The sequence below is a fragment of the Streptomyces sp. NPDC059452 genome, from assembly GCF_042750035.1.
Lineage (GTDB): Bacteria > Actinomycetota > Actinomycetes > Streptomycetales > Streptomycetaceae > Streptomyces.
This window is the reverse complement of the sequence record NZ_JBHYVE010000009.1, coordinates 12521-30628: the sequence shown is the minus strand read 5'-3', so window position 1 is coordinate 30628 and position 18108 is coordinate 12521. Positions and strand designations below refer to the sequence as shown.

Sequence of the window (18108 nt, the reverse complement as noted above, 5' to 3'; positions counted from 1 at the left end):
AGGTGCCAAGAGGTGGGGACGGTACGGGGAGTTCGGCGGTGGCGGAACAGCCCGCTGTGGCGTGCCACCGATCGCCGCGAGGCGCGGGTGACCCTGGGCGCGCTGCTGCTCCTGGTGCCGGTGGCGCCTGCGGCCGGCTGGGCGGGCGCCGTGCTCGCCGACGCCTCGCTCCAGCGGGAGGTGCGGGCCCAGCAGGCGGAGCGGCGGGCCACGGACGCGGTCGTGGTGGGCCGGGTGCCGGGGGCACGGCGGTTCGCCGCCGACCCGGACGCCGGGGCGGGACGTACGACGGTGGTGGCGGCCTGGCGGGCCCCGGACGGCACCCCGCGCACCGGGGAGGTCGCCCCGGCATCGGCGCCCGGCGGCCCCGGTTCGGCGGTGCGGATCTGGACGGACGCGAAGGGCCTTCCCGTACCGGCCCCGATGGCGGCGCGGACGGCCCGTACGCACGCGGTGCTCGGCGGCGCCGGGGCGTTCCTGCTCGCCGCCGGATGCGTCGAGGCGGGCAGGCGGCTGGTCGTAGGACGCCTGGTGCGGCGGCGGTACGCGCTCCTGGACCGTGAGTGGGCCGAGGCGGGCCGGAGCTGGGGCCGGGCCGGAACGGGCGGCTGACCCGGGGCCGACCGGCGGGGAGCGGCGGACGGCTCGACCCCGGCGGGGAGCGGTGACCGCCCGCCCCGGCTCCATGGCCGGCCCGGGGCGGGCAACATCGCCCCGGCACCCCGAGTCGTCAACTCCCGCCCCTCCCGCGCGCTACGGTGGTCCGACCGCGTCCGCCTCCACGACAGGCAGGCGGGAGGGCGGACGGACCCGGGGCACATCACTGGCCCAGGGGCTTCACAGCACGACCCGGAGCAGCACAGCACGAGGTGGGGGCAGAGCAACTCCATGGCACAGGGCACGGTCCAGGTGACGCACACCGGCACATCGCGATGGCGCCGCCGTACGGGCGAGTACGCCTCCCTCTCCGCGGCCCTGGAAGCGGCGGCCGACGGGGACGTCCTCACCGTGGCGCCCGGGACCTACCGGGAGAACCTCGTCGTCCACCGCGCGGTGACCCTGCGCGGCCCCGAGGGCTCGGTCGGCTCGGTGCGGATCGCCCCGGTCGACGGCGTACCGCTGACGGTCCGCGCCTCCGCGATCATCCAGGATCTGCACATCGAGGGGCAGGACTCCGCCGCCCCGGCACTGCTGGTGGAGGACGGCACCCCCGAGTTCACGGATCTACGGGTCGTGACGCGGTCCGCCGCCGGGATCGAGGTACGGGGAGCGGCCCGGCCCACCGTGCGGCGCTGCACCGTCGACAATCCGGCCGGGGTCGGCATCGCCGTACTCGACGGGGCGGGCGGGGTCTTCGAGGAGTGCGAGATCGTCTCGGCCGGGCAGTCCGGCGTCTCGGTCCGCGACGGCGCCCACCCCCGCCTCGACCGCTGCCGCATCCACCACGCCTCCGGCGCGGGCATCGGCGTCACCGGGGAGGGCAGCGGTCTGGAGGCGATCGGCTGCGAGGTGTACGAGATCAAGGGCAGCGGCGTCCAGGTGACCGCCCGCGCCACCGCGCACCTCACCGACTGCACCGTGCACCGCACCTCGGGCGACGGCGTCACGCTGGACACCGACGCGGTGCTGACGCTCGCCGACTGCGACATCCACGACATTCCGGAGAACGCGATCGACCTGCGGTCGCGTTCGGTGCTCACGCTGACCCGCTCCACGGTCCGCCGCTTCGGCCGCAACGGGCTCTCGGTCTGGGACCCGGGCACCCGCGTGGACGCCAACCAGTGCGAGATCCACGACAGTACGGGCGACTACCCGGCGGTCTGGGTGAGCGACGGGGCGACGGTGATACTGGACGCCTGCCGGGTCCACGACGTGCCGGACGCCCTCTTCGTCCTGGACCGGGGATCGCGCGCCGACGTGGTGGACAGCGACCTCTCCCAGATCCGTAACACCGCCGTCTCCGTGAGCGACGGCGCCACCGCCCAACTGGACGACTGCCGGATCCGGGAGACCTCCACGGGCGCCTGGTTCCGCGACCACGGCAGCGGCGGCACGCTCAACAACTGCACCGTCGACACGGCCCAGACCGGGGTCATCGTCACCAAGGGCGCCGACCCCGTCATCGAGCGGTGCACGGTCACCAACCCCGCCGAGGCCGGGTTCTACGTCTCAGCCGAGGGCCGGGGCACCTTCGACAACTGCCGGGTGACGGGCAGCGAGGGGTACGGCTTCCACATCATGGACGGCTGCCGCACCACCCTGACCCGCTGCCGCACCGAGCGGTGCGCGCGCGGTGGTTACGAGTTCGCCGAGGGCGGTGACGGGTCCGGGTCCACCGGCCCGGTGGTCACGGACTGCACGAGCGACGAGAGCGGTCTGCGTACGGCACCGGCTCCGGCGCCCGCCGTGCTGACGGCCACCCGGACGACGCCCGGTCTGCTCTCCACGATGCCCGGCCAGCGGGCGGTGGAGCCCGATCCGGTGGCCCCGGCCGCCGAGCCCGCCCGCGACTCCTCGGCGGTCCTCGGTGAACTGGACGCGCTGGTGGGGCTGGACAGCGTCAAGCGCGAGGTGCGGGCGCTGACCGACATGATCGAGGTGGGCCGCCGCCGCCAGGAGGCCGGGCTGAAGGCCGCCTCCGTCCGCCGCCACCTCGTCTTCACCGGCTCCCCCGGTACGGGCAAGACCACGGTCGCCCGGCTGTACGGGGAGATCCTGGCCTCCCTCGGGGTGCTGGAGCGCGGCCATCTGGTGGAGGTGTCCCGGGTGGACCTGGTCGGGGAGCACATCGGCTCGACGGCGATCCGCACCCAGGAGGCGTTCGACCGGGCGCGCGGCGGGGTGCTCTTCGTGGACGAGGCGTACGCCCTCTCCCCCGAGGACTCCGGGCGCGACTTCGGGCGGGAGGCCATCGACACGCTGGTGAAGCTGATGGAGGACCACCGGGACGCGGTGGTGGTGATCGTCGCCGGATACACCCACGAGATGGAGCGGTTCCTCACCGTCAACCCCGGGGTGGCCTCCCGCTTCTCGCGGACCATCACCTTCAGCGACTACGTCCCCGAGGAGCTGCTGCGGATCGTCGGGCAGCAGGCCGAGGAGCACGAGTACAGCCTGGCGGAGGGCACCGGAGAGGCGCTGCTGAAGTACTTCACCGCGCTCCCCAAGGGCCCCGCCTTCGGCAACGGCCGCACCGCCCGGCAGACCTTCGAGTCGATGGTGGAGCGGCACGCGGGCCGGGTCGCCCAGCTCGCCGAGACGAGCACGGACGACCTGACCCTGCTCTACCCGGAGGACCTCCCGGAGCTTTTCTGAGTGCTGACTCCGCCCGCCGCCTGCCGGGGCAGCCGGGGGCCCAGCTCTTCGAGGAGGGCGGTCCGTTCCCTCGCGAAGACCGGGTCCGCCTGGTAGTCGGAGTGGCCGAGGATCGGTTCGGGCAGCGGGAGTGCGGTGGTCCGCCCGTACGCCAGCGGGTCCCGCAGCGGCCCCCGGTCGACGCCGGGGTCGGGCTCCGCTCTCAGCCGGACGGGCCCGCCGATCGGGTCGGTGGCCCGCCACAGGTTGCGCCAGCAGTGCACCGAGCGGTTCAGCCCGAGCAGGGGTACGGCCCCGAAGTAGGCCGGGAACCAGCGCCCGTACAGCCGCTCGATCGGGGAGCCGTAGGTGAGCAGGCCGACCCGGCGGCGGGCCGTGTCGGGGAGCTGCCAGACGGCGGCGGCGGCGAGGACGCTGCCCTGCGAGTGGCCCGAGATGATGAGCCGGCCCCGGGTGGTCGCCGTCCAGGCGGACATCCGCGAGGCCAGGTCGGGGACGGCGCGCTCGGCGTAACAGGGGGGCGCGAAGGGGTGCGCGGCGCGCGGCCAGAAGGTGCCCACGTCCCAGAGGATGCCGATGGTGCGGCGGGCGGAGGCGTCCCGGTAGGCGCGGCGCCCGCTCGCGACGAAGAGTATGAAGCCGAAGCCGATCAGCCAGGAGCCGGTCGACTGGGCGGCCTCGGCGATCGACTCGACGGGGGCGGCGGCACCGTCCGACGCGAGGCCGGGCACTTCGCCGCTGACCCAGGAGCCCACGACGGCCGCCGCGCCGAGGAACAGGGTGGCGGCCGAGACCACGCCGACGATCCAGGGGGCGGAGTCGGTGAGGGCGGCGGTGGCGCGGATCCGGGCGATGCGCCGGGTGCGGGCGCGGTCGGGCGGCTCGGGGGCGTACTCCGCCTCGATGTCCGGTCCCATCCGGCGGGCCCGGCGGGCGGTGCGGACGACCAGGTAGAGGACGGGGACGAGCAGCAGGAGCAGCAGCACCGGGATGACGGAGGCCTGCCAGCTGAGCAGGACCGGCGGGCCCTCGATGATGGAGCCCTGCCCCATGCCCGGGGTGCCGGGGCCGTCCAGCCAGTCGGCGACGCGCTGGGCCACACCGCCGGTCATCACCCCGCCCAGTGCGCAGGCCAGCATGGCGACGGACGGGCCGCCGAGTCCGTACAGGGTGGTACGGGGTTCGGGGGTGCGCCGGTAGAGGCTGCGGGCGACCAGGGCGAGGATCACGACGAGGAGGCCCTGGCCGAGGGCGAGGAGCCGGAAGGCGGTCTCGCCGGGCAGGCTGCCGGAGGACTGCCACTCCGGGCGCGACCATCCGGCGTGCAGGACGGCGAGGCCGAGCAGGACGAGCGCCGAGCCCGGCAGGTACGTGATGAGGGCGCCGTCGAGGCGCGTGTCACGGGCGCGCTCGCTGCGGCCCCGGCGGCAGACGACCCAGACGGCCACCACCGCGCAGAGCACGATGGCGCCTTCGATGACCGCGCCGAAGACCTGCGGCACCGGGCTGTCGGCGGTCCGGTCGTGGCGGGCGGCGGCGCCGCTGACGGCCGCGGCGACGGTGAGGAACCCCGCTGCGGTGTGCGCGGCACGGAGCCGGGCGACGAGCCGGCGGCCGTACCAGAACCCGGGCCTGCCGAGCGCGGGGCGAACCGGAGGTGCTGGTTCCGGGCCGTCGTCCGAGGGGTACGGCGCGCCGGGCCCATGGGCCTCCTCCGTCCCGTCGGGGTCGTACGCGTCGGCGTCCGTGGCATCCGTGGCGTCCAGCGGACTCTGGGACTCGTAGGCGCTCCAGGTCCGGTTGGAGAGATACCAGAGCAGCCCCACCAGGGCGGCGGGCACGACGGCGGCGAGCGCGAGCCGCCGTCCGGGCTGGGACCACCAGCCGCCCTGATGACTCGACAGAAAGCCCAGCCAGGAACGCCGTTGGGAGCATTCGGGGGTGCCCCCGCACTGCCAGGCCACCAGGTCGAGCGCCACTTCGCAGGCGGCGGCGGTGAGCAGGACGGTGAGGCTGAGCGCGACGAGCCGCACGACGACGCCGTACAGCCGGACCGCGCGGGTGCGGCCGTTGGCGGTGGGGCGCATCCAGTGGGCGAGGTTGACCACCATGAACGGCAGGAGCAGCAGCCACAGGGCGCGGGAGCCGTTGCCGGAGGTGAGCCCGGACCAGCAGTACGCCTCGGCCACGGGCTCGTCCCGGTAGCGCTCGGGGTGTTTCTCGCCGTGGGCGTCCTCGGTGCGCCGGTAGACGGCGGCAGTCGCGTCGCCGGTGACCCGGACGGTACGGGGATCGCCGAGCATCTCCTGCGGGGTGGCACCTCCGACGCCGTGGACCAGCAGTTCCAGCGCTGCGCCGGTGTTGTGGGGAGGTGGCGACGGGGGCGGGACGGCAGGAGCCAAGGGGGGACTCTCTCTCGGGCGCGTCGGCTGCACCAGCCGACGGGGGACGTGAGTGGACTGAGGGGACGTGATGCGACGTGAGGGGACGGGAGGAGACGGGAGGAGACGGGAGGAGACGGGAGGGGGCGTGATGGGGTCGGGCGGGAAAAGCACAGAAGTGTGTGGCGGGGCGGGGAAGCCATCGGCTCCGGCCCGTGGCCCCGGCCCCAGAATTCCGGACGCGGGGCACGTGCGTGAGCGGTCTCACGGAATCTCCCCAGGTGGTACGCCGGACATGCCTGCGTGGCAGGATGAGCGGATGCCGCAGGCGGCTGCGGGCCGTAGGACGGCAGAGGGTAAAGGACGGGGCACCGGCGTTGAGCGAGAATCAGAACCTGCTCGCGGAGCAGCGGCGTGCCCTGATCCTCGACGAGGTGCGCAGGCGCGGCGGGGTCCGGGTCAACGAGCTGACGCGCAGGCTGAATGTCTCCGACATGACGATCCGTCGGGATCTGGACGCGCTGGCCCGGCAGGGGGTCATCGAGAAGGTCCACGGCGGTGCCGTCCCGGTGGTCGAGGCGAGTACGCACGAGCCCGGCTTCGAGGCGAAGTCGGCGCTGGAGCTGAGCGCCAAGGAGGACATCGCGCGGGCCGCCGCGGCGATGGCCCCGCCCGGCAGTGCGATCGCCCTCTCCGGCGGTACGACGACCTACGCCCTGGCCCGGCATCTGCTGGACGTACCGGATCTGACGGTGGTGACCAACTCGGTCCGGGTGGCCGATGTGTTCCATGACGCGCAGCGCCCGGCGTCCGGCCGGGCGGCCCGGCCGGGGGCGGCGACGGTGGTGCTGACGGGCGGGGTGCGGACCCCTTCGGACGCGTTGGTGGGCCCGGTCGCGGACCGGGCCATCGACTCCCTCCACTTCGACCTGCTCTTCCTCGGGGTGCACGGCATCTCGGCCGAGGCCGGTCTCTCCACCCCCAACCTCGCCGAGGCCGAGACCAACCGCCGGTTCGTCCGGGCGGCGCGCCGGGTCGTGGTGGTGGCCGACCACACCAAGTGGGGGACGGTGGGGCTGAGTTCCTTCGCCGCGCTGGACGAGGTCGACACGTTCGTGACGGACGCGGGGCTGGCCCCGGCGGCGCGCGAGGAGATCGGCGAGCAGCTGCCGGGTCTGGTGGTGGCGGGCGAGCCGCCGGAGGAGACCGAGTCCCCCGGCTGACGGAGCACCCGGGGCATTCCGCTCGGGTCGCCGTACGGCCGTGACGTCCTAGGATCGAGGAATGGCCGTCTTCCGGATCGAGCGCTTCTCCCCTCTCCCCGCAGCCGAGGCCTGGCGCCGGGTGACCGACTGGGAACGGCACGCCGCGCATGTCCCGTTGACGGCGATCTCGGTGGCGGGCGGGGCCCCGACCCGGGTCGGCACGGTGTTCACGGCGCGTACGGGGGTGGGCCCGCTGGCCTTCGACGATCCGATGGAAGTGGTCCGCTGGACCCCGCCCTCCGGTGGCCGGGCCGGGATCTGCCTGCTGGAGAAGCGGGGGTCCGTGGTGCTGGGCCGGGCCTCGATCGACGTACTGCCGACGCATTCCGGTTCCCATGTGGTGTGGGTGGAGGAGTTGCGGGTACGGCTGGTGCCCCGGTGGGGTGATCCGCTGCTGGCCTCCGCCGGGCGCCGGGTGTTCGGCGGGGTGCTGGACTCCTTGCTCGCCTCGCCGGGCGGCCGGGGGACCGGCTGAAGACCGGCAACGACCGGGGCGCCGGTCCGGTGCGGGTGATGTGACCGTCACACGATTGACTCGTTTGTCGGTATGACACTCCCCCGCCACGGCCCCGGAAGGCACCGAACTCATGCCGATCCACCCACCGCAGCACCGGTCCGCCGCCGCACCGAGCGAGCCCCTGGGCGTGCAGCAGGCCGAGGCCGCCCTCGTGGAGCACTACCCGCGCCTGGTGCGGCTCGCCTATGTCGTGCTGCCGCCCGCGCTCGGCCGCCACCGCCGGGTCCTCGCCGCCCACGGGGCCGTACAGCGCGCCCTGCCCGGGGCCCGGACCAGCCAGGACCGCGTACGCGTGCCCGCCCAGTCCCGCCGCTCCCCGGAGACGGCACAGGCGGCGGGCCCGGAAGCGGCGCAGGCGCCGGAGAGCGCCCCGTACGCATGGATGCGGCTGCGGGTGCTGCGTACGGCCCTGGCGTACGAGCGCAGGCCCCGCTGGTGGCCCGGGCGGCTCCCCGCGCCTGCCGCGCTGCGGCCGGTGCTGCCGGTGGTCTGGGGGCTGCGGCTCTTCCCCCGGGCGGGCGGCGTCGACGAACTGGCCCTGGACCGGGCCCTGTCGGCGGTACCGGGTGCCGTACGGGCCGCGTTCGCACTCCAGTTGCTGGAGGGGCTGCCGGAGACCGGCGTACGGGCACTGCTGGCCGAGGCGGGGGCGGACGATCCGGCGGGGGCGGTGCGGCGGGCGGCCCGGCTGGGGAGGCCGGACCGGGTGGCGGCCCAAGTGCTTCTGCGCTCCGGTGAATTCGACCCGTGCACCGTACAGACCCGGCCGAGCGATCTGCTGCGGCGCAGGCACCGGGTGCGGGCGGCGGCCCTCGCGGCGGCGCTGTGCGTGGTGGCGGGCACGCTCGCGGTGGCCGCCGAGAAGGGCGTACGGGACGAGGCCCCGGGGACGGGTGTGACGGTCCCGGCCCTCGATCCGGCGGCGCTGTTGCGTACGGCGGCGGAGCAGTGGGCGGACACCTCGCGCATCGACTTCACCGCCTGGCCCGTACGCGGTGACCGGCAAGGCGACGGCGAGCTGCTGGGCCGGGCGCTGCGGGCCTGGTCCGAACCGCCGGGGACCGTACGGGTGTCGGCCACCCCGGGCACGGCCGACGTGCCGCCCGCCCAGCCGCCCCGCCTGCTCTTCGCGGGTGAGGTGGACGGGGCGGCCGTGGTGCTGTTCCACGACGGCGGGGTCCGGGTGGTGCGGTACGCGGAGCCGCTGTCGGGCGGGGGCGGGGCGGCGCTGGACTTCGCCCGGACCGATGACGCGGACGTGACGACGGGGGCGGCGGTCGTCGTGAGCCGTACGGGCGAGAAGGCGCGGTTCCTGCTCGCCCCCTGGATCTCCGAGACCACCACCCGGGACCTGCTCGCGCCGAACACGCCCGGCCGTCCCCTGGAGGTGGGCCCGGACGGGGTCACCGCCCCGGTGGAGCGCCCGGCGGCGGGCGGCGGCTGCGATGTGTGGCCGGTGCTCCAACTGCGTTCCTCCGAACGGATCGTGGAGAACCACGCGTTCCTGGTGACCGACCTGGGCGATCTGGCCCCGGCGCATCTGACGTACACCCCGAAACCGGGCCGGGGCGCACCCGCCCGGCAGCCCCGCGAGGCGACCGGCCCGGAGGCGCTGCTCGCCTGGGCGCGTACGGCGTGTTCGCTGCGGGCCCTGTCGGGCTCGGGGGTGCGGGCGGTGAACAACTGGGCGTTCGCCGAGCAGAAGCTGCCCGAGGGCGAGGCGAAGGCCGAGTGGCTCTGCACCCGTGCCGACACCTGGCGCAGCCCCGGCCGGGTCCTGGTGCACTTCCTCCAGCCCGCCGCCTCCCCCACCGCCCCGGCGGCGGTGGTCGCCGACCGGAACGACACGGCCCTGTGCAGCAGGTTCGGCCAGCACATCCTGGCGGGCACGCACTGGAAGGCCGACTCCGGCCGGTGGTACGTCCTGGCGGCGGGCAGCCGGGCCGTCGACCGGATCGAGGCCACCGGGCAGGTGCGGGGCGCGGCGGGCGGCCCGACGCTGGCGGTACGGGCGCCGCGCGACGCCTCCGTACAGCTGACGGCCGGACTGCGCGGGGGCGGGACGCTGACGGCGGTGCGGTGAACCGCTGACGGGGCCCGCGCTCCGCCGTACGGACTCCTCGTCCCACCCTCGTACGGAATCGGGTGCGAGACTCGGACAGGTGACGGATCTTCCTGAGGAACCCGGCGTGGACGACGTGCCCGACCTGCCCGAGGGGGTCGGGCTGCGCTGCCTGGTCACCGGTGCCACCGGCTACATCGGCGGCAGACTGGTGCCCGCCCTGCTCGACGCGGGTCACCAGGTCCGGGCGCTGGCCCGTACGCCGCAGAAGCTGCGCGACTACCCGTGGGCGGACCGGGTCGAGGTGGTGCGCGGCGATGTCACCGACGCCGACTCGCTCACGGAAGCGATGCGGGATGTCGATGTGGCGTACTACCTGGTGCACGCGCTCGGCTCCGGCTCGGACTTCGAGGAAACCGACCGCCGGGCGGCCCGGAACTTCGGCGAGAGGGCGCGTGCGGCCGGGGTGCGGCGGATCGTCTACCTGGGCGGGCTGACGCCCGAGGGGGTGCCGGAGAAGGAGCTGTCGCCGCATCTGCGGTCGCGGGCCGAGGTGGGGCGGATCCTGCTGGACTCCGGGGTGCCGACGGCGGTGCTGCGGGCGGCGGTGGTGATCGGTTCCGGGTCGGCCTCGTTCGAGATGCTGCGCTATCTGACCGAGCGGCTGCCGGTGATGGTGACCCCGAGCTGGGTCTCCACCCGGATCCAGCCCATCGCCGTACGGGATGTGATCCGGTACCTGGTGGGGAGCGCGACCCTGCCGTCCGAGGTGAGCCGGACCTTCGACATCGGCGGCCCGGACATCATGACGTACCGGGACATGATGCAGGGCTACGCCCGGGTGGCGGGGCTGCCGCGCCGGCTGATCGTGCCGGTCCCGGTCCTCACCCCGACGCTCTCCAGCCACTGGATCGGGCTGGTCACCCCGGTGCCCCGGTCGATCGCCCGGCCGCTCGCGGAGTCGCTGCGCCACGAGGTGGTCTGCCGGGAGCACGACATCACGCACTACGTCCCCGATCCGCCGGAGGGGCCGATCGGCTTCGACCGGGCCCTGGGGCTCGCCCTCCAGCGGATCAAGGACGCCCAGGTCGACACCCGCTGGTCCTCCGCCTCGCTGCCGGGCGCGCCGAGCGACCCGCTGCCCACCGACCCGGAGTGGTCGGGCGGCAGCCTCTACCGGGACGAGCGGGAGCTGACCGTGCCGGTGGACCGGGCGGACCTGTGGCGGGTGATCGAGGGCATCGGCGGGGAGAACGGCTGGTACTCCTTCCCGCTCGCCTGGGCGGTACGCGGCTGGATCGACCGGATCGTCGGCGGGGTGGGCCTGCGGCGCGGCCGGCGGGACGCCCACCGGCTGCGGGTCGGGGACTCGCTGGACTTCTGGCGGGTGGAGGAGATCGTGCCGGGCGAGCTGCTGCGGCTGCGGGCGGAGATGCGGCTGCCGGGCGCCGCCTGGCTGGAACTGTCGGTGGCCACCGACGGCCAGGGGCGCACGCTCTACCGGCAGCGCGCCCTGTACCACCCGCAGGGGCTGCTCGGCCATGCGTACTGGTGGAGCGTGTCGCCCTTCCACGCGGTGGTGTTCGGCGGGATGGCCCGCAACATCGCCGAGGCCGCCGCAACGGCCGCCCGGGCGCGGTCGGCGGGCCGGGAACCAGTGGCCGACAGTGGTACAGACAACTGACGGCCCGGCCGCTATGGTGTGCGCGGCTCCATAAGCGCAGACCGCCGGGAGGTGCACACGATGGCACGCCGACTCCGTACCGTGGGACTGGAGTTCACCGAATCCGCGCCGATACGTCTGGTGTTCGCCGCCGAGGTGGCCGCACCCCCGGACGTGGTCTACCGGGCGCTCGCGGAGGACGTCGCCTCCTGGCCCTCCTGGTTCACCGCCGTCACCCGGGCCACGCCCACCGACGGGGGCGCGGGCCGGGAGGTGCGGCTGCGCGGCGGGGTCCGCTTCCGCGAGACGATCGTGGCGGCCGAGCCGGGCGAGCGGTACGCCTACCGGGTGGACGAGTCCAACGCCCCCGGTCTGCGGGCCCTGGTGGAGGAGTGGCGGCTCACGGCGGACGGGGCGGGGACCCGGGTTCAGTGGACCTTCGCCGCCGACGGGACGGGGCCGTTCCGCTCGGTGCTGGCGCTGGCACGCCTCGGCATGGGCCGCTCGTTCCGGGACGCGGTGCGGCGGCTGGACGGACGGCTGACGGCGTCGGCGGCGTGAGGACTTCCTCGGGCCCCGGGCTCGTGGGCACTCTGCCCGGGCTCGTGGGCGCCTTTCCGGGCTTCAGCCGGTGAGAGTCCCGGTGGCGAGGAAGCTGTCGATCGCCGCGCTGTACGGGGCGATGTCCAGGCCCTGCTCCTCCAGCCAGGAGTCGGAGTAGTACTTGTCCAGGTAGCGGTCGCCCGGGTCGCACAACAGGGTGACGACACTGCCCCGCTCCCCCTGCTCCAGCATCTCGGCGATCAGCTTGAAGGCGCTCCACAGTCCGGTCCCCGTCGAACCGCCCGCCTTCCGGCCGATGGCCCGCTCCAGGGCCCGTACGGCGGCGACGCTGGCCGCGTCGGGCACCTTCATCATCCGGTCGATGGCGCCGGGCACGAAGCTCGGCTCCATACGGGGGCGGCCGATGCCCTCGATCCTGGATCCGCAGTCGCTGCTCGCGTGCGGGTCGTTGCGGGTCCAGCCGTCGAAGAAACAGGAGTTCTCCGGGTCGGGCACACAGACGCGGGTGTCGTGCTGGAGGTAGTGCACATAGCGGGCGATGGTGGCCGAGGTGCCGCCGGTCCCGGCGGTGGCGACGATCCAGGTGGGTTCCGGGTAGCGCTCCAGCCTGAGCTGCTGGTAGATCGACTCGGCGATGTTGTTGTTGCCGCGCCAGTCGGTGGCGCGCTCCGCGTAGGTGAACTGGTCCATGTAGTGGCCGCCGGTCTCGGCGGCGAGGGACGCGGACTCCTCGTACATCTTGCGGGAGTCGTCGACGAAGTGGCACTGCCCGCCGTGGAATTCGATGAGCCGGCACTTCTCCGGGCTGGTGGTGCGCGGCATCACGGCGACGAACGGCACCCCGATCAGCTTGGCGAAGTACGCCTCCGAGACGGCGGTCGAGCCGCTGGACGCCTCGATGACCGGCTTGCCCGGCCGGATCCAGCCGTTGCAGAGCCCGTAGAGGAAGAGCGAGCGGGCGAGCCGGTGCTTGAGGCTGCCGGTGGGGTGCGTCGACTCGTCCTTGAGGTAGAGGTCGATGCCCCACTCCTCGGGCAGCGGGAAGCGCAGGAGGTGGGTGTCGGCCGAGCGGTTGGCGTCGGCCTGGACCTTGCGGACGGCCTCCTTCAGCCAGGCCCGGTACTCCGGGTCGCTGCGGTCGACGTCCACCGTCGCCGCGGCCGTACCCATGGCCCCGCGGTCACGCTCGTACGCCTTGGTGTCCATCGCCGTGCTCCTGTTCGTCCGCCCGGATTTCCTGCCCCCACGATATGCCCCCGACCTGCGCAAACGTTGACTTTGATGGTCCATAGCCCGGCCTTTGACCAAGGCCCCCGGGGGCAGTTGGGGCGGGCGGTACGAGCGCCGGCAGAAGGTCTCCGGTGCCCTCTGGCGGCCGGGGGCGCGGCCGGGCACACTGCAACAGGAGAAGTGGTGACGAAGGGGGCGAAGCCGCGATGGCGGACGCCGAGTTCAGTGCGTCGGGGGTCAGGATCGAGCGGTTCACCCGGTCGCTGACCAGGGCCGGTCAGGTGGTCGTCAAGGACGGCCGGCTGTCCCTGCTGATGAGCAACGGGCGGGAGATCGACAGCGCCCCGGTCGGCACGGTGAGTGCGGGCAAGCGGTGGTTCTTCGCGGCGGATTCGGCCATCGCCCGGGTGAACGGGGTGCGCTACCGGTTGACGATGGAGCAGCGCAACCGCAGACGGGACGGGGCCGCTCCGCTGCGCCGCTTCCTGGAGGCGCTGCGGAGCGCGGGAGGCCGCCGGGGCTGAGATACGGGGGTCGTTCGGCCGGGGCTGAGATGCGCGGTTCGTTCGGCCGGGGCTTGGCGGCCGGGGCCGGTTCGACCGGGGTTGGTTCGGCCGGGGCCGGTTCCCCGGGCACCGTACGCGGCTCCGCGAGTTGCGGAGCCGCACGGGCTGGGCCACGCTGGACCCACGTCACCGAAGGTGCACCCTCGGTGACAGAGCGATCCGCTCCACGGACCGGGTCGCGCGACACGAGCAGACACGACAAGAGCAGAGCGGATCCGGCAAGTCACACAGTCGTCCGCCGGCTCCGTTCGTTCGTCTTCCGTCTTCTTCCGGACCTATTTCGGGGAGTCGCAGCCGTGATCAGCGAGCCAAGCAGGCACTGCACGGTGGAGCTCCAGGCCCTGCCGTCGCGGATCGGTCAGGTCCGCAGAATCATCTCGGCGCAACTGCGCTACTGGCATCTCGATCCTCTGATCGACCAGGCAGCCCTGGGCGTCACCGAACTCCTGACCAATGTCCACCGGCACGCACAGCCGGACAAGTCATGCACCGTCGACATCGAGCTGCTGCTCGACCGGTTGACGGTCTCCGTCCACGACCACGACCCCCGTGTCCCCACGGTGAACGAGGCGGATTCCCTCGCCACCTCGGGACGGGGTCTGGCCCTGATCGCCGCGGTCAGCGAGAGCTGGGGCGTACGGCCGAGCGGCGCGGCCGGAAAGGCCGTCTGGTTCACCTTGCCGGCGACCTGCGACACCTCGACCCTGCCGCCGCTCGCGGTCTACGGGTCGACGACCGACGGGCCGTTCGGGTCCGTCTCGATCAGCCCCGAGGCCATCGCGGCCGTCCCTGCCCGCTCGGCCGTCGTCGGCTGAGCGGACGCCGGGGCCCTCGGGTCCTCGGGCCCCGTACCCCCGGGCCTTCGGACTCCCGGCCGGGCTCCCCTCCGGGGAGTCCGGTCGGCTGTCCCGGCTCCCGGGGAGTTCGGCTCTCGGGAAGCCCGGTCGGTCGTCCCTCCCGCCAGGCCCCGTCCGCTCCCGTCAGGCGAGCACGGCGAGCGGGTCGTCCAGCACCGGCTGCCAGGCCAGTTCGGCCGCGCCGACCAGGCTGTTGTGGGACAGGGTGCAGGGCAGGATCGGCACGCTGCCGCTGCGGCCCCAGAGGCTACGGTCGGCGACGACGGCCCGCAGCCGCTCCGGGTCCGCTTCGAGCAGCTCGCGGTGGAGCCCGCCGAGGATGATCCGGTCCGGGTTGAGGATGTTCACCAGCCCGGCGAGGCCCAGGCCCAGACGGTCGATCAGGGCCTCGGCCGCGTTCCGCACGTCCGCGTCCTCGTACTCCGTGCGCAGCAGGTCCCCGGCCCGCTTGAGGAGCGACTCCTCCGGGCCCGGTTCGCGGCGCGCGGTGGTGAGGAAGGCGAGCGGGTCCGTCTCCACGTCGAGGCAACCGCGCCCGCCGCAGTGGCAGGGCCGCCCCTCGGGGTTCACCGTGAGATGCCCCACCTCCAGCGCGAGCCCCGAACTGCCGCTGTGCAGACGGCCGTCGAGGACCAGGGCCCCGCCGACGCCCCGGTGGCCGGTGGCGACGCAGAGGAGGTGGTGGGCGCCCCGTCCGGCGCCGTGCCGGTGCTCGGCCAGCGCGGCGAGGTTGACGTCGTTGCCGGTGAAGGCGGGGCCCGTGATGCCCGCCTCGCGTACGCAGGCGGCGAAGATGTCCCGTACCGGGGAGCCCGCGGGCCAGGCGATGTGCAGCGGGTTGAGCGCGGTCCCTTCGGGTTCGGCGACCGCCGAGGGGACGGCGAGCCCGGCGCCGACACAGCGCAGCCCGCTCTCGCGCAGCAGCTCCGCCCCCGCGCGCACGACCTCGCCGAGCACCTGCGCGGGGTCGGCCATCACGGCGACACAGCCCGGCACCGTGGCGACGGTCCGGCCGCCGAGCCCGACGAGGGCGGCCCGGAAGCCGTCGGCGTGCACCTGGGCGGCGAGGACGACGGGACCCGCCTCCAGGACGGCCAGCCGGTGCGAGGGTCGGCCCTGCGAACCGGCCGCCGAACCGGGGCTGGAGTCGACCCGGATCAGCCCCAGCGCCTCCAGCTCCGCGGCGACCGCCCCGGCGGTGGCCCGGGTGACGCCGAGCTCGGAGGTGAGGACGGCACGCGTGGGGGCGCGCCCGGTGTGGACCAGTTCCAGTGCGGGCCCGAGCGCACTGCGGCCCCTCTCCAACTTCGTCCGGGTGGTGGTCGCCTTGCCGTTCATGAGGGCGAGTCTCCCATGATCCGGAGGTGGCCCGGACTGATCCGGAGGTGTTCCGGACACCGGGGGAACAAGCCGGCCCGGGTCGCACCACGCCTCCACCGACGGCCACGCGGCGCCTGCACCGACGGTCGCGCGCCCCCTCCGTCAGCGGTGCCCCGGCACCTCCGTCAACCATGTTGCGTCCGCCGTCCGCCCACCCCTATGCTGAGTTTGTGCCGCAACTAAACAAACTGCGGACGGCCCTACCGGGGGGACCTGGCGGAGACACCGCCCCACCCTCGTCGGCCCGCCTCCGTACCGCGCTGACCGTCTTCTTCGCCCTCGATGGCTTCCTCTTCGCCGGCTGGGTGGTCCGTATCCCGGCCATCAAGCAGCAGACCGGCGCTTCCGCCTCCACCCTCGGCCTCGCCCTGCTCGGCGTCTCCGCGGGCGCCGTGATCACCATGATGCTCACGGGCCGGCTCTGCCGCCGCTACGGCAGCCACGCCGTGACCGTGGCCTGCGGAGCCCTGCTCCCCCTGAGCATCGCCCTGCCCGCCCAGACCCATTCCGCCCTCTCGCTCGGCCTCGTCCTGCTGGTCTTCGGAGCGGCGTACGGCGGGATGAACGTGGCGATGAACAGCGCGGCCGTCGACCTGGTCTCCGAACTGCGCCGGCCGGTGATGCCCAGCTTCCACGCGGCGTTCAGCCTCGGCGGCATGGTCGGTGCCGGGCTCGGCGGGCTGGTGGCGGGCGGCCTCTCCGCCTCCACCCACCTGTTCCTGCTGGCCACCGTCGGCCTGCTCGTCACCGCGGTCGCGGGCCCCGCCCTCCTGCGCCACCGTCCGGTCCGTACGGCCACCGCCGCACGCACGCCGCAGCAACAGCAGCGGGAGCCCAGGCAGCGGCTCGACCCGCGAGCCCGCCGGATCGTCCTGCTCTTCGGCGTGATCGCCCTGTGCACGGCGTACGGGGAAGGCGCCCTCGCCGACTGGGGTGCGCTCCACCTGGAGCAGGACCTCGGCGCCCACCCCGGCCTCGCCGCCGCCGGTTACGCGCTGTTCGCCCTGACCATGACCATCGGCAGGCTCACCGGGACGCTGCTCCTGGAGCGGCTCGGACAGACCCGCACCCTCGTCCTCGGCGGGGCGGTGGCGGCGGCCGGGATGCTGCTGGGCGCCCTCGCGCCGACCGCCTGGCTCGCGCTGGCCGGATTCGCGGTCACCGGCCTGGGGCTGGCCAACATCTTCCCCGTCGCCGTGGGCCGGGCAGGAGAACTGGCCGGACCCAGCGGAGTGGCCGCCGCCTCGACGCTCGGCTACGGCGGGATGCTGCTCGGCCCGCCCGCGATCGGCTTCCTGGCCGACTGGTTCTCCCTGCCGGTGGCGCTGACGACGGTGGCCCTGCTGGCCGCGGCGGCGGCAGCCCTCGGATACGGGGCCCGCAACGCGACGCACGCCTGAGCGGCGGGGGGACCCGGGCGGTCCGCCCACCCGCCCGGCACATGGCCCCCTGGCACAATCCCCGCCATGGAGATCATCGAGCACATCGCGTCCCTGTCCGAGGAAGGGCGGCTCCTCGCGGCCGCCGCCGAACAGGCGGGCCCCGGAGCCTCGGTGCCGACCTGCCCCGGCTGGCAGATACGCCACCTCCTGCGCCACACCGGCATGGTCCACCGCTGGGCGGCCGCGTTCATCACCGAAGGGCACACCGCGTACCGGCCCGACGGAGGTGAACCGGACCTCGACGGCCGTGAACTCCTCGACTGGTTCCGGGCGGGCCACCACCATCTGGTCCGCTCACTGGAAGCCGCCCCCGAGGGCCTGGAGTGCTGGACGTTCCTCCCCGCCCCCTCGCCCCTGGCGTTCTGGTCCCGCCGGCAACTGAACGAGACGACCGTGCACCGGGTGGACGCGGAGTCGGCGCTCGGCAGACCGCTGACGGCGGTGGGCGCCGACCGGGCGGTCGACGGCATCGACGAACTGCTGACCGGCTTCCACGCCCGCCCCAAGAGCCGGGTGCGCTCCTCCGTACCGCGCACGCTGCGGGTGCGGGCCGTGGACACGGACGCGGTGTGGACCGTACGGATCTCGGACGAGCCGCCCCGGACCGTACGTACGCCCCTCGCAGGCGACGGGAACGGCGGAACCGGCCCTCACGGCGAAGCCGACGGCGGCCAGGTGGACTGCGAGCTGAGCGGCACCGCCGAGGGCCTCTACCTGACGCTCTGGAACCGGCTGCCGCTCAGCGCCGTGACCCTGCGGGGCGACCGCTCGGTGGCCAGGCTCTGGACGGACAACTCCGCGGTCACCTGGTGAAGAACCACCCCCGGAGGCCCCGACTCGGAGAACTCAGGGGGACGCGGGGGACG

Annotated in this window: 14 protein-coding genes; 11 read left to right on the top strand and 3 right to left on the bottom strand. The window is 74.2% G+C overall.

Annotated features, from left to right (window positions below; all coding sequences use genetic code 11):
• Nucleotides 1-12 precede the first annotated feature (12 nt).
• A complete protein-coding gene (locus ACFW9Z_RS14550; protein WP_384639553.1) occupies nucleotides 13-612 on the top strand; it encodes a hypothetical protein in 600 nt (199 codons plus the stop codon).
• 276 nt (nucleotides 613-888) lie between these two features.
• Nucleotides 889-3315 carry a right-handed parallel beta-helix repeat-containing protein gene (locus ACFW9Z_RS14545; RefSeq protein WP_384639550.1) on the top strand — a complete coding sequence of 809 codons (2427 nt, stop codon included), beginning with the start codon at nucleotides 889-891 and terminating at the stop codon, nucleotides 3313-3315.
• Here the strand turns inward: ACFW9Z_RS14545 and ACFW9Z_RS14540 are convergent.
• The gene (locus ACFW9Z_RS14540; RefSeq protein WP_384639547.1) at nucleotides 3285-5717 is read right to left on the bottom strand and encodes a hypothetical protein; all 2433 of its coding nucleotides are present in this window, start codon (nucleotides 5715-5717) and stop codon (nucleotides 3285-3287) included. The genes ACFW9Z_RS14545 and ACFW9Z_RS14540 overlap by 31 nt on opposite strands.
• 356 nt (nucleotides 5718-6073) lie before the next feature.
• On the opposite strand from ACFW9Z_RS14540, the gene ACFW9Z_RS14535 reads away from it, so the two are divergent.
• The 5 genes from ACFW9Z_RS14535 to ACFW9Z_RS14515 all read left to right on the top strand — a co-directional run bounded on the left by ACFW9Z_RS14535 (nucleotide 6074) and on the right by ACFW9Z_RS14515 (nucleotide 11764).
• Nucleotides 6074-6919, top strand: coding sequence for a DeoR/GlpR family DNA-binding transcription regulator (locus ACFW9Z_RS14535; RefSeq protein WP_384639545.1), 846 nt, complete (start codon nucleotides 6074-6076; stop codon nucleotides 6917-6919).
• Nucleotides 6920-6980: 61 nt separating this feature from the next.
• Nucleotides 6981-7436, top strand: coding sequence for an SRPBCC family protein (locus tag ACFW9Z_RS14530; RefSeq protein WP_384639542.1), 456 nt, complete (start codon nucleotides 6981-6983; stop codon nucleotides 7434-7436).
• Between the two features lie 112 nt (nucleotides 7437-7548).
• Nucleotides 7549-9561 carry a hypothetical protein gene (locus ACFW9Z_RS14525; protein WP_384639539.1) on the top strand — a complete coding sequence of 671 codons (2013 nt, stop codon included), beginning with the start codon at nucleotides 7549-7551 and terminating at the stop codon, nucleotides 9559-9561.
• A gap of 79 nt (nucleotides 9562-9640) precedes the next feature.
• The gene (locus ACFW9Z_RS14520) at nucleotides 9641-11224 is read left to right on the top strand and encodes an SDR family oxidoreductase (RefSeq protein ID WP_384639536.1); all 1584 of its coding nucleotides are present in this window, start codon (nucleotides 9641-9643) and stop codon (nucleotides 11222-11224) included.
• Nucleotides 11225-11284: 60 nt separating this feature from the next.
• Nucleotides 11285-11764, top strand: a complete 480-nt coding sequence (locus tag ACFW9Z_RS14515; protein WP_384639534.1) for an SRPBCC family protein — start codon at nucleotides 11285-11287, stop codon at nucleotides 11762-11764.
• A gap of 63 nt (nucleotides 11765-11827) precedes the next feature.
• Here the strand turns inward: ACFW9Z_RS14515 and ACFW9Z_RS14510 are convergent, their stop codons facing one another.
• Entirely contained in the window at nucleotides 11828-12973 is a 1146-nt protein-coding gene (locus tag ACFW9Z_RS14510) for a PLP-dependent cysteine synthase family protein (protein WP_384639531.1), read from the bottom strand.
• A gap of 230 nt (nucleotides 12974-13203) precedes the next feature.
• On the opposite strand from ACFW9Z_RS14510, the gene ACFW9Z_RS14505 reads away from it, so the two are divergent.
• Nucleotides 13204-13521, top strand: a complete 318-nt coding sequence (locus ACFW9Z_RS14505; protein WP_031126916.1) for a hypothetical protein — start codon at nucleotides 13204-13206, stop codon at nucleotides 13519-13521.
• 338 nt (nucleotides 13522-13859) lie between these two features.
• Nucleotides 13860-14378 carry an ATP-binding protein gene (locus ACFW9Z_RS14500; protein ID WP_384639528.1) on the top strand — a complete coding sequence of 173 codons (519 nt, stop codon included), beginning with the start codon at nucleotides 13860-13862 and terminating at the stop codon, nucleotides 14376-14378.
• A gap of 165 nt (nucleotides 14379-14543) precedes the next feature.
• On the opposite strand, the gene ACFW9Z_RS14495 is transcribed toward ACFW9Z_RS14500, so the two are convergent.
• Complete coding sequence (locus ACFW9Z_RS14495) at nucleotides 14544-15758, bottom strand: ROK family protein (RefSeq protein ID WP_384639525.1); 1215 nt, start codon at nucleotides 15756-15758, stop codon at nucleotides 14544-14546.
• Nucleotides 15759-15970: 212 nt separating this feature from the next.
• Here ACFW9Z_RS14495 and ACFW9Z_RS14490 point away from each other — a divergent pair, with 212 nt between their 5' ends.
• Together ACFW9Z_RS14490 and ACFW9Z_RS14485 are read left to right on the top strand one after the other, a co-directional pair.
• Complete coding sequence (locus ACFW9Z_RS14490; protein WP_384639522.1) at nucleotides 15971-17200, top strand: MFS transporter; 1230 nt, start codon at nucleotides 15971-15973, stop codon at nucleotides 17198-17200.
• A gap of 66 nt (nucleotides 17201-17266) precedes the next feature.
• Nucleotides 17267-18055 carry a maleylpyruvate isomerase family mycothiol-dependent enzyme gene (locus ACFW9Z_RS14485; protein ID WP_384639519.1) on the top strand — a complete coding sequence of 263 codons (789 nt, stop codon included), beginning with the start codon at nucleotides 17267-17269 and terminating at the stop codon, nucleotides 18053-18055.
• The last annotated feature ends 53 nt before the right edge of the window (nucleotides 18056-18108 follow it).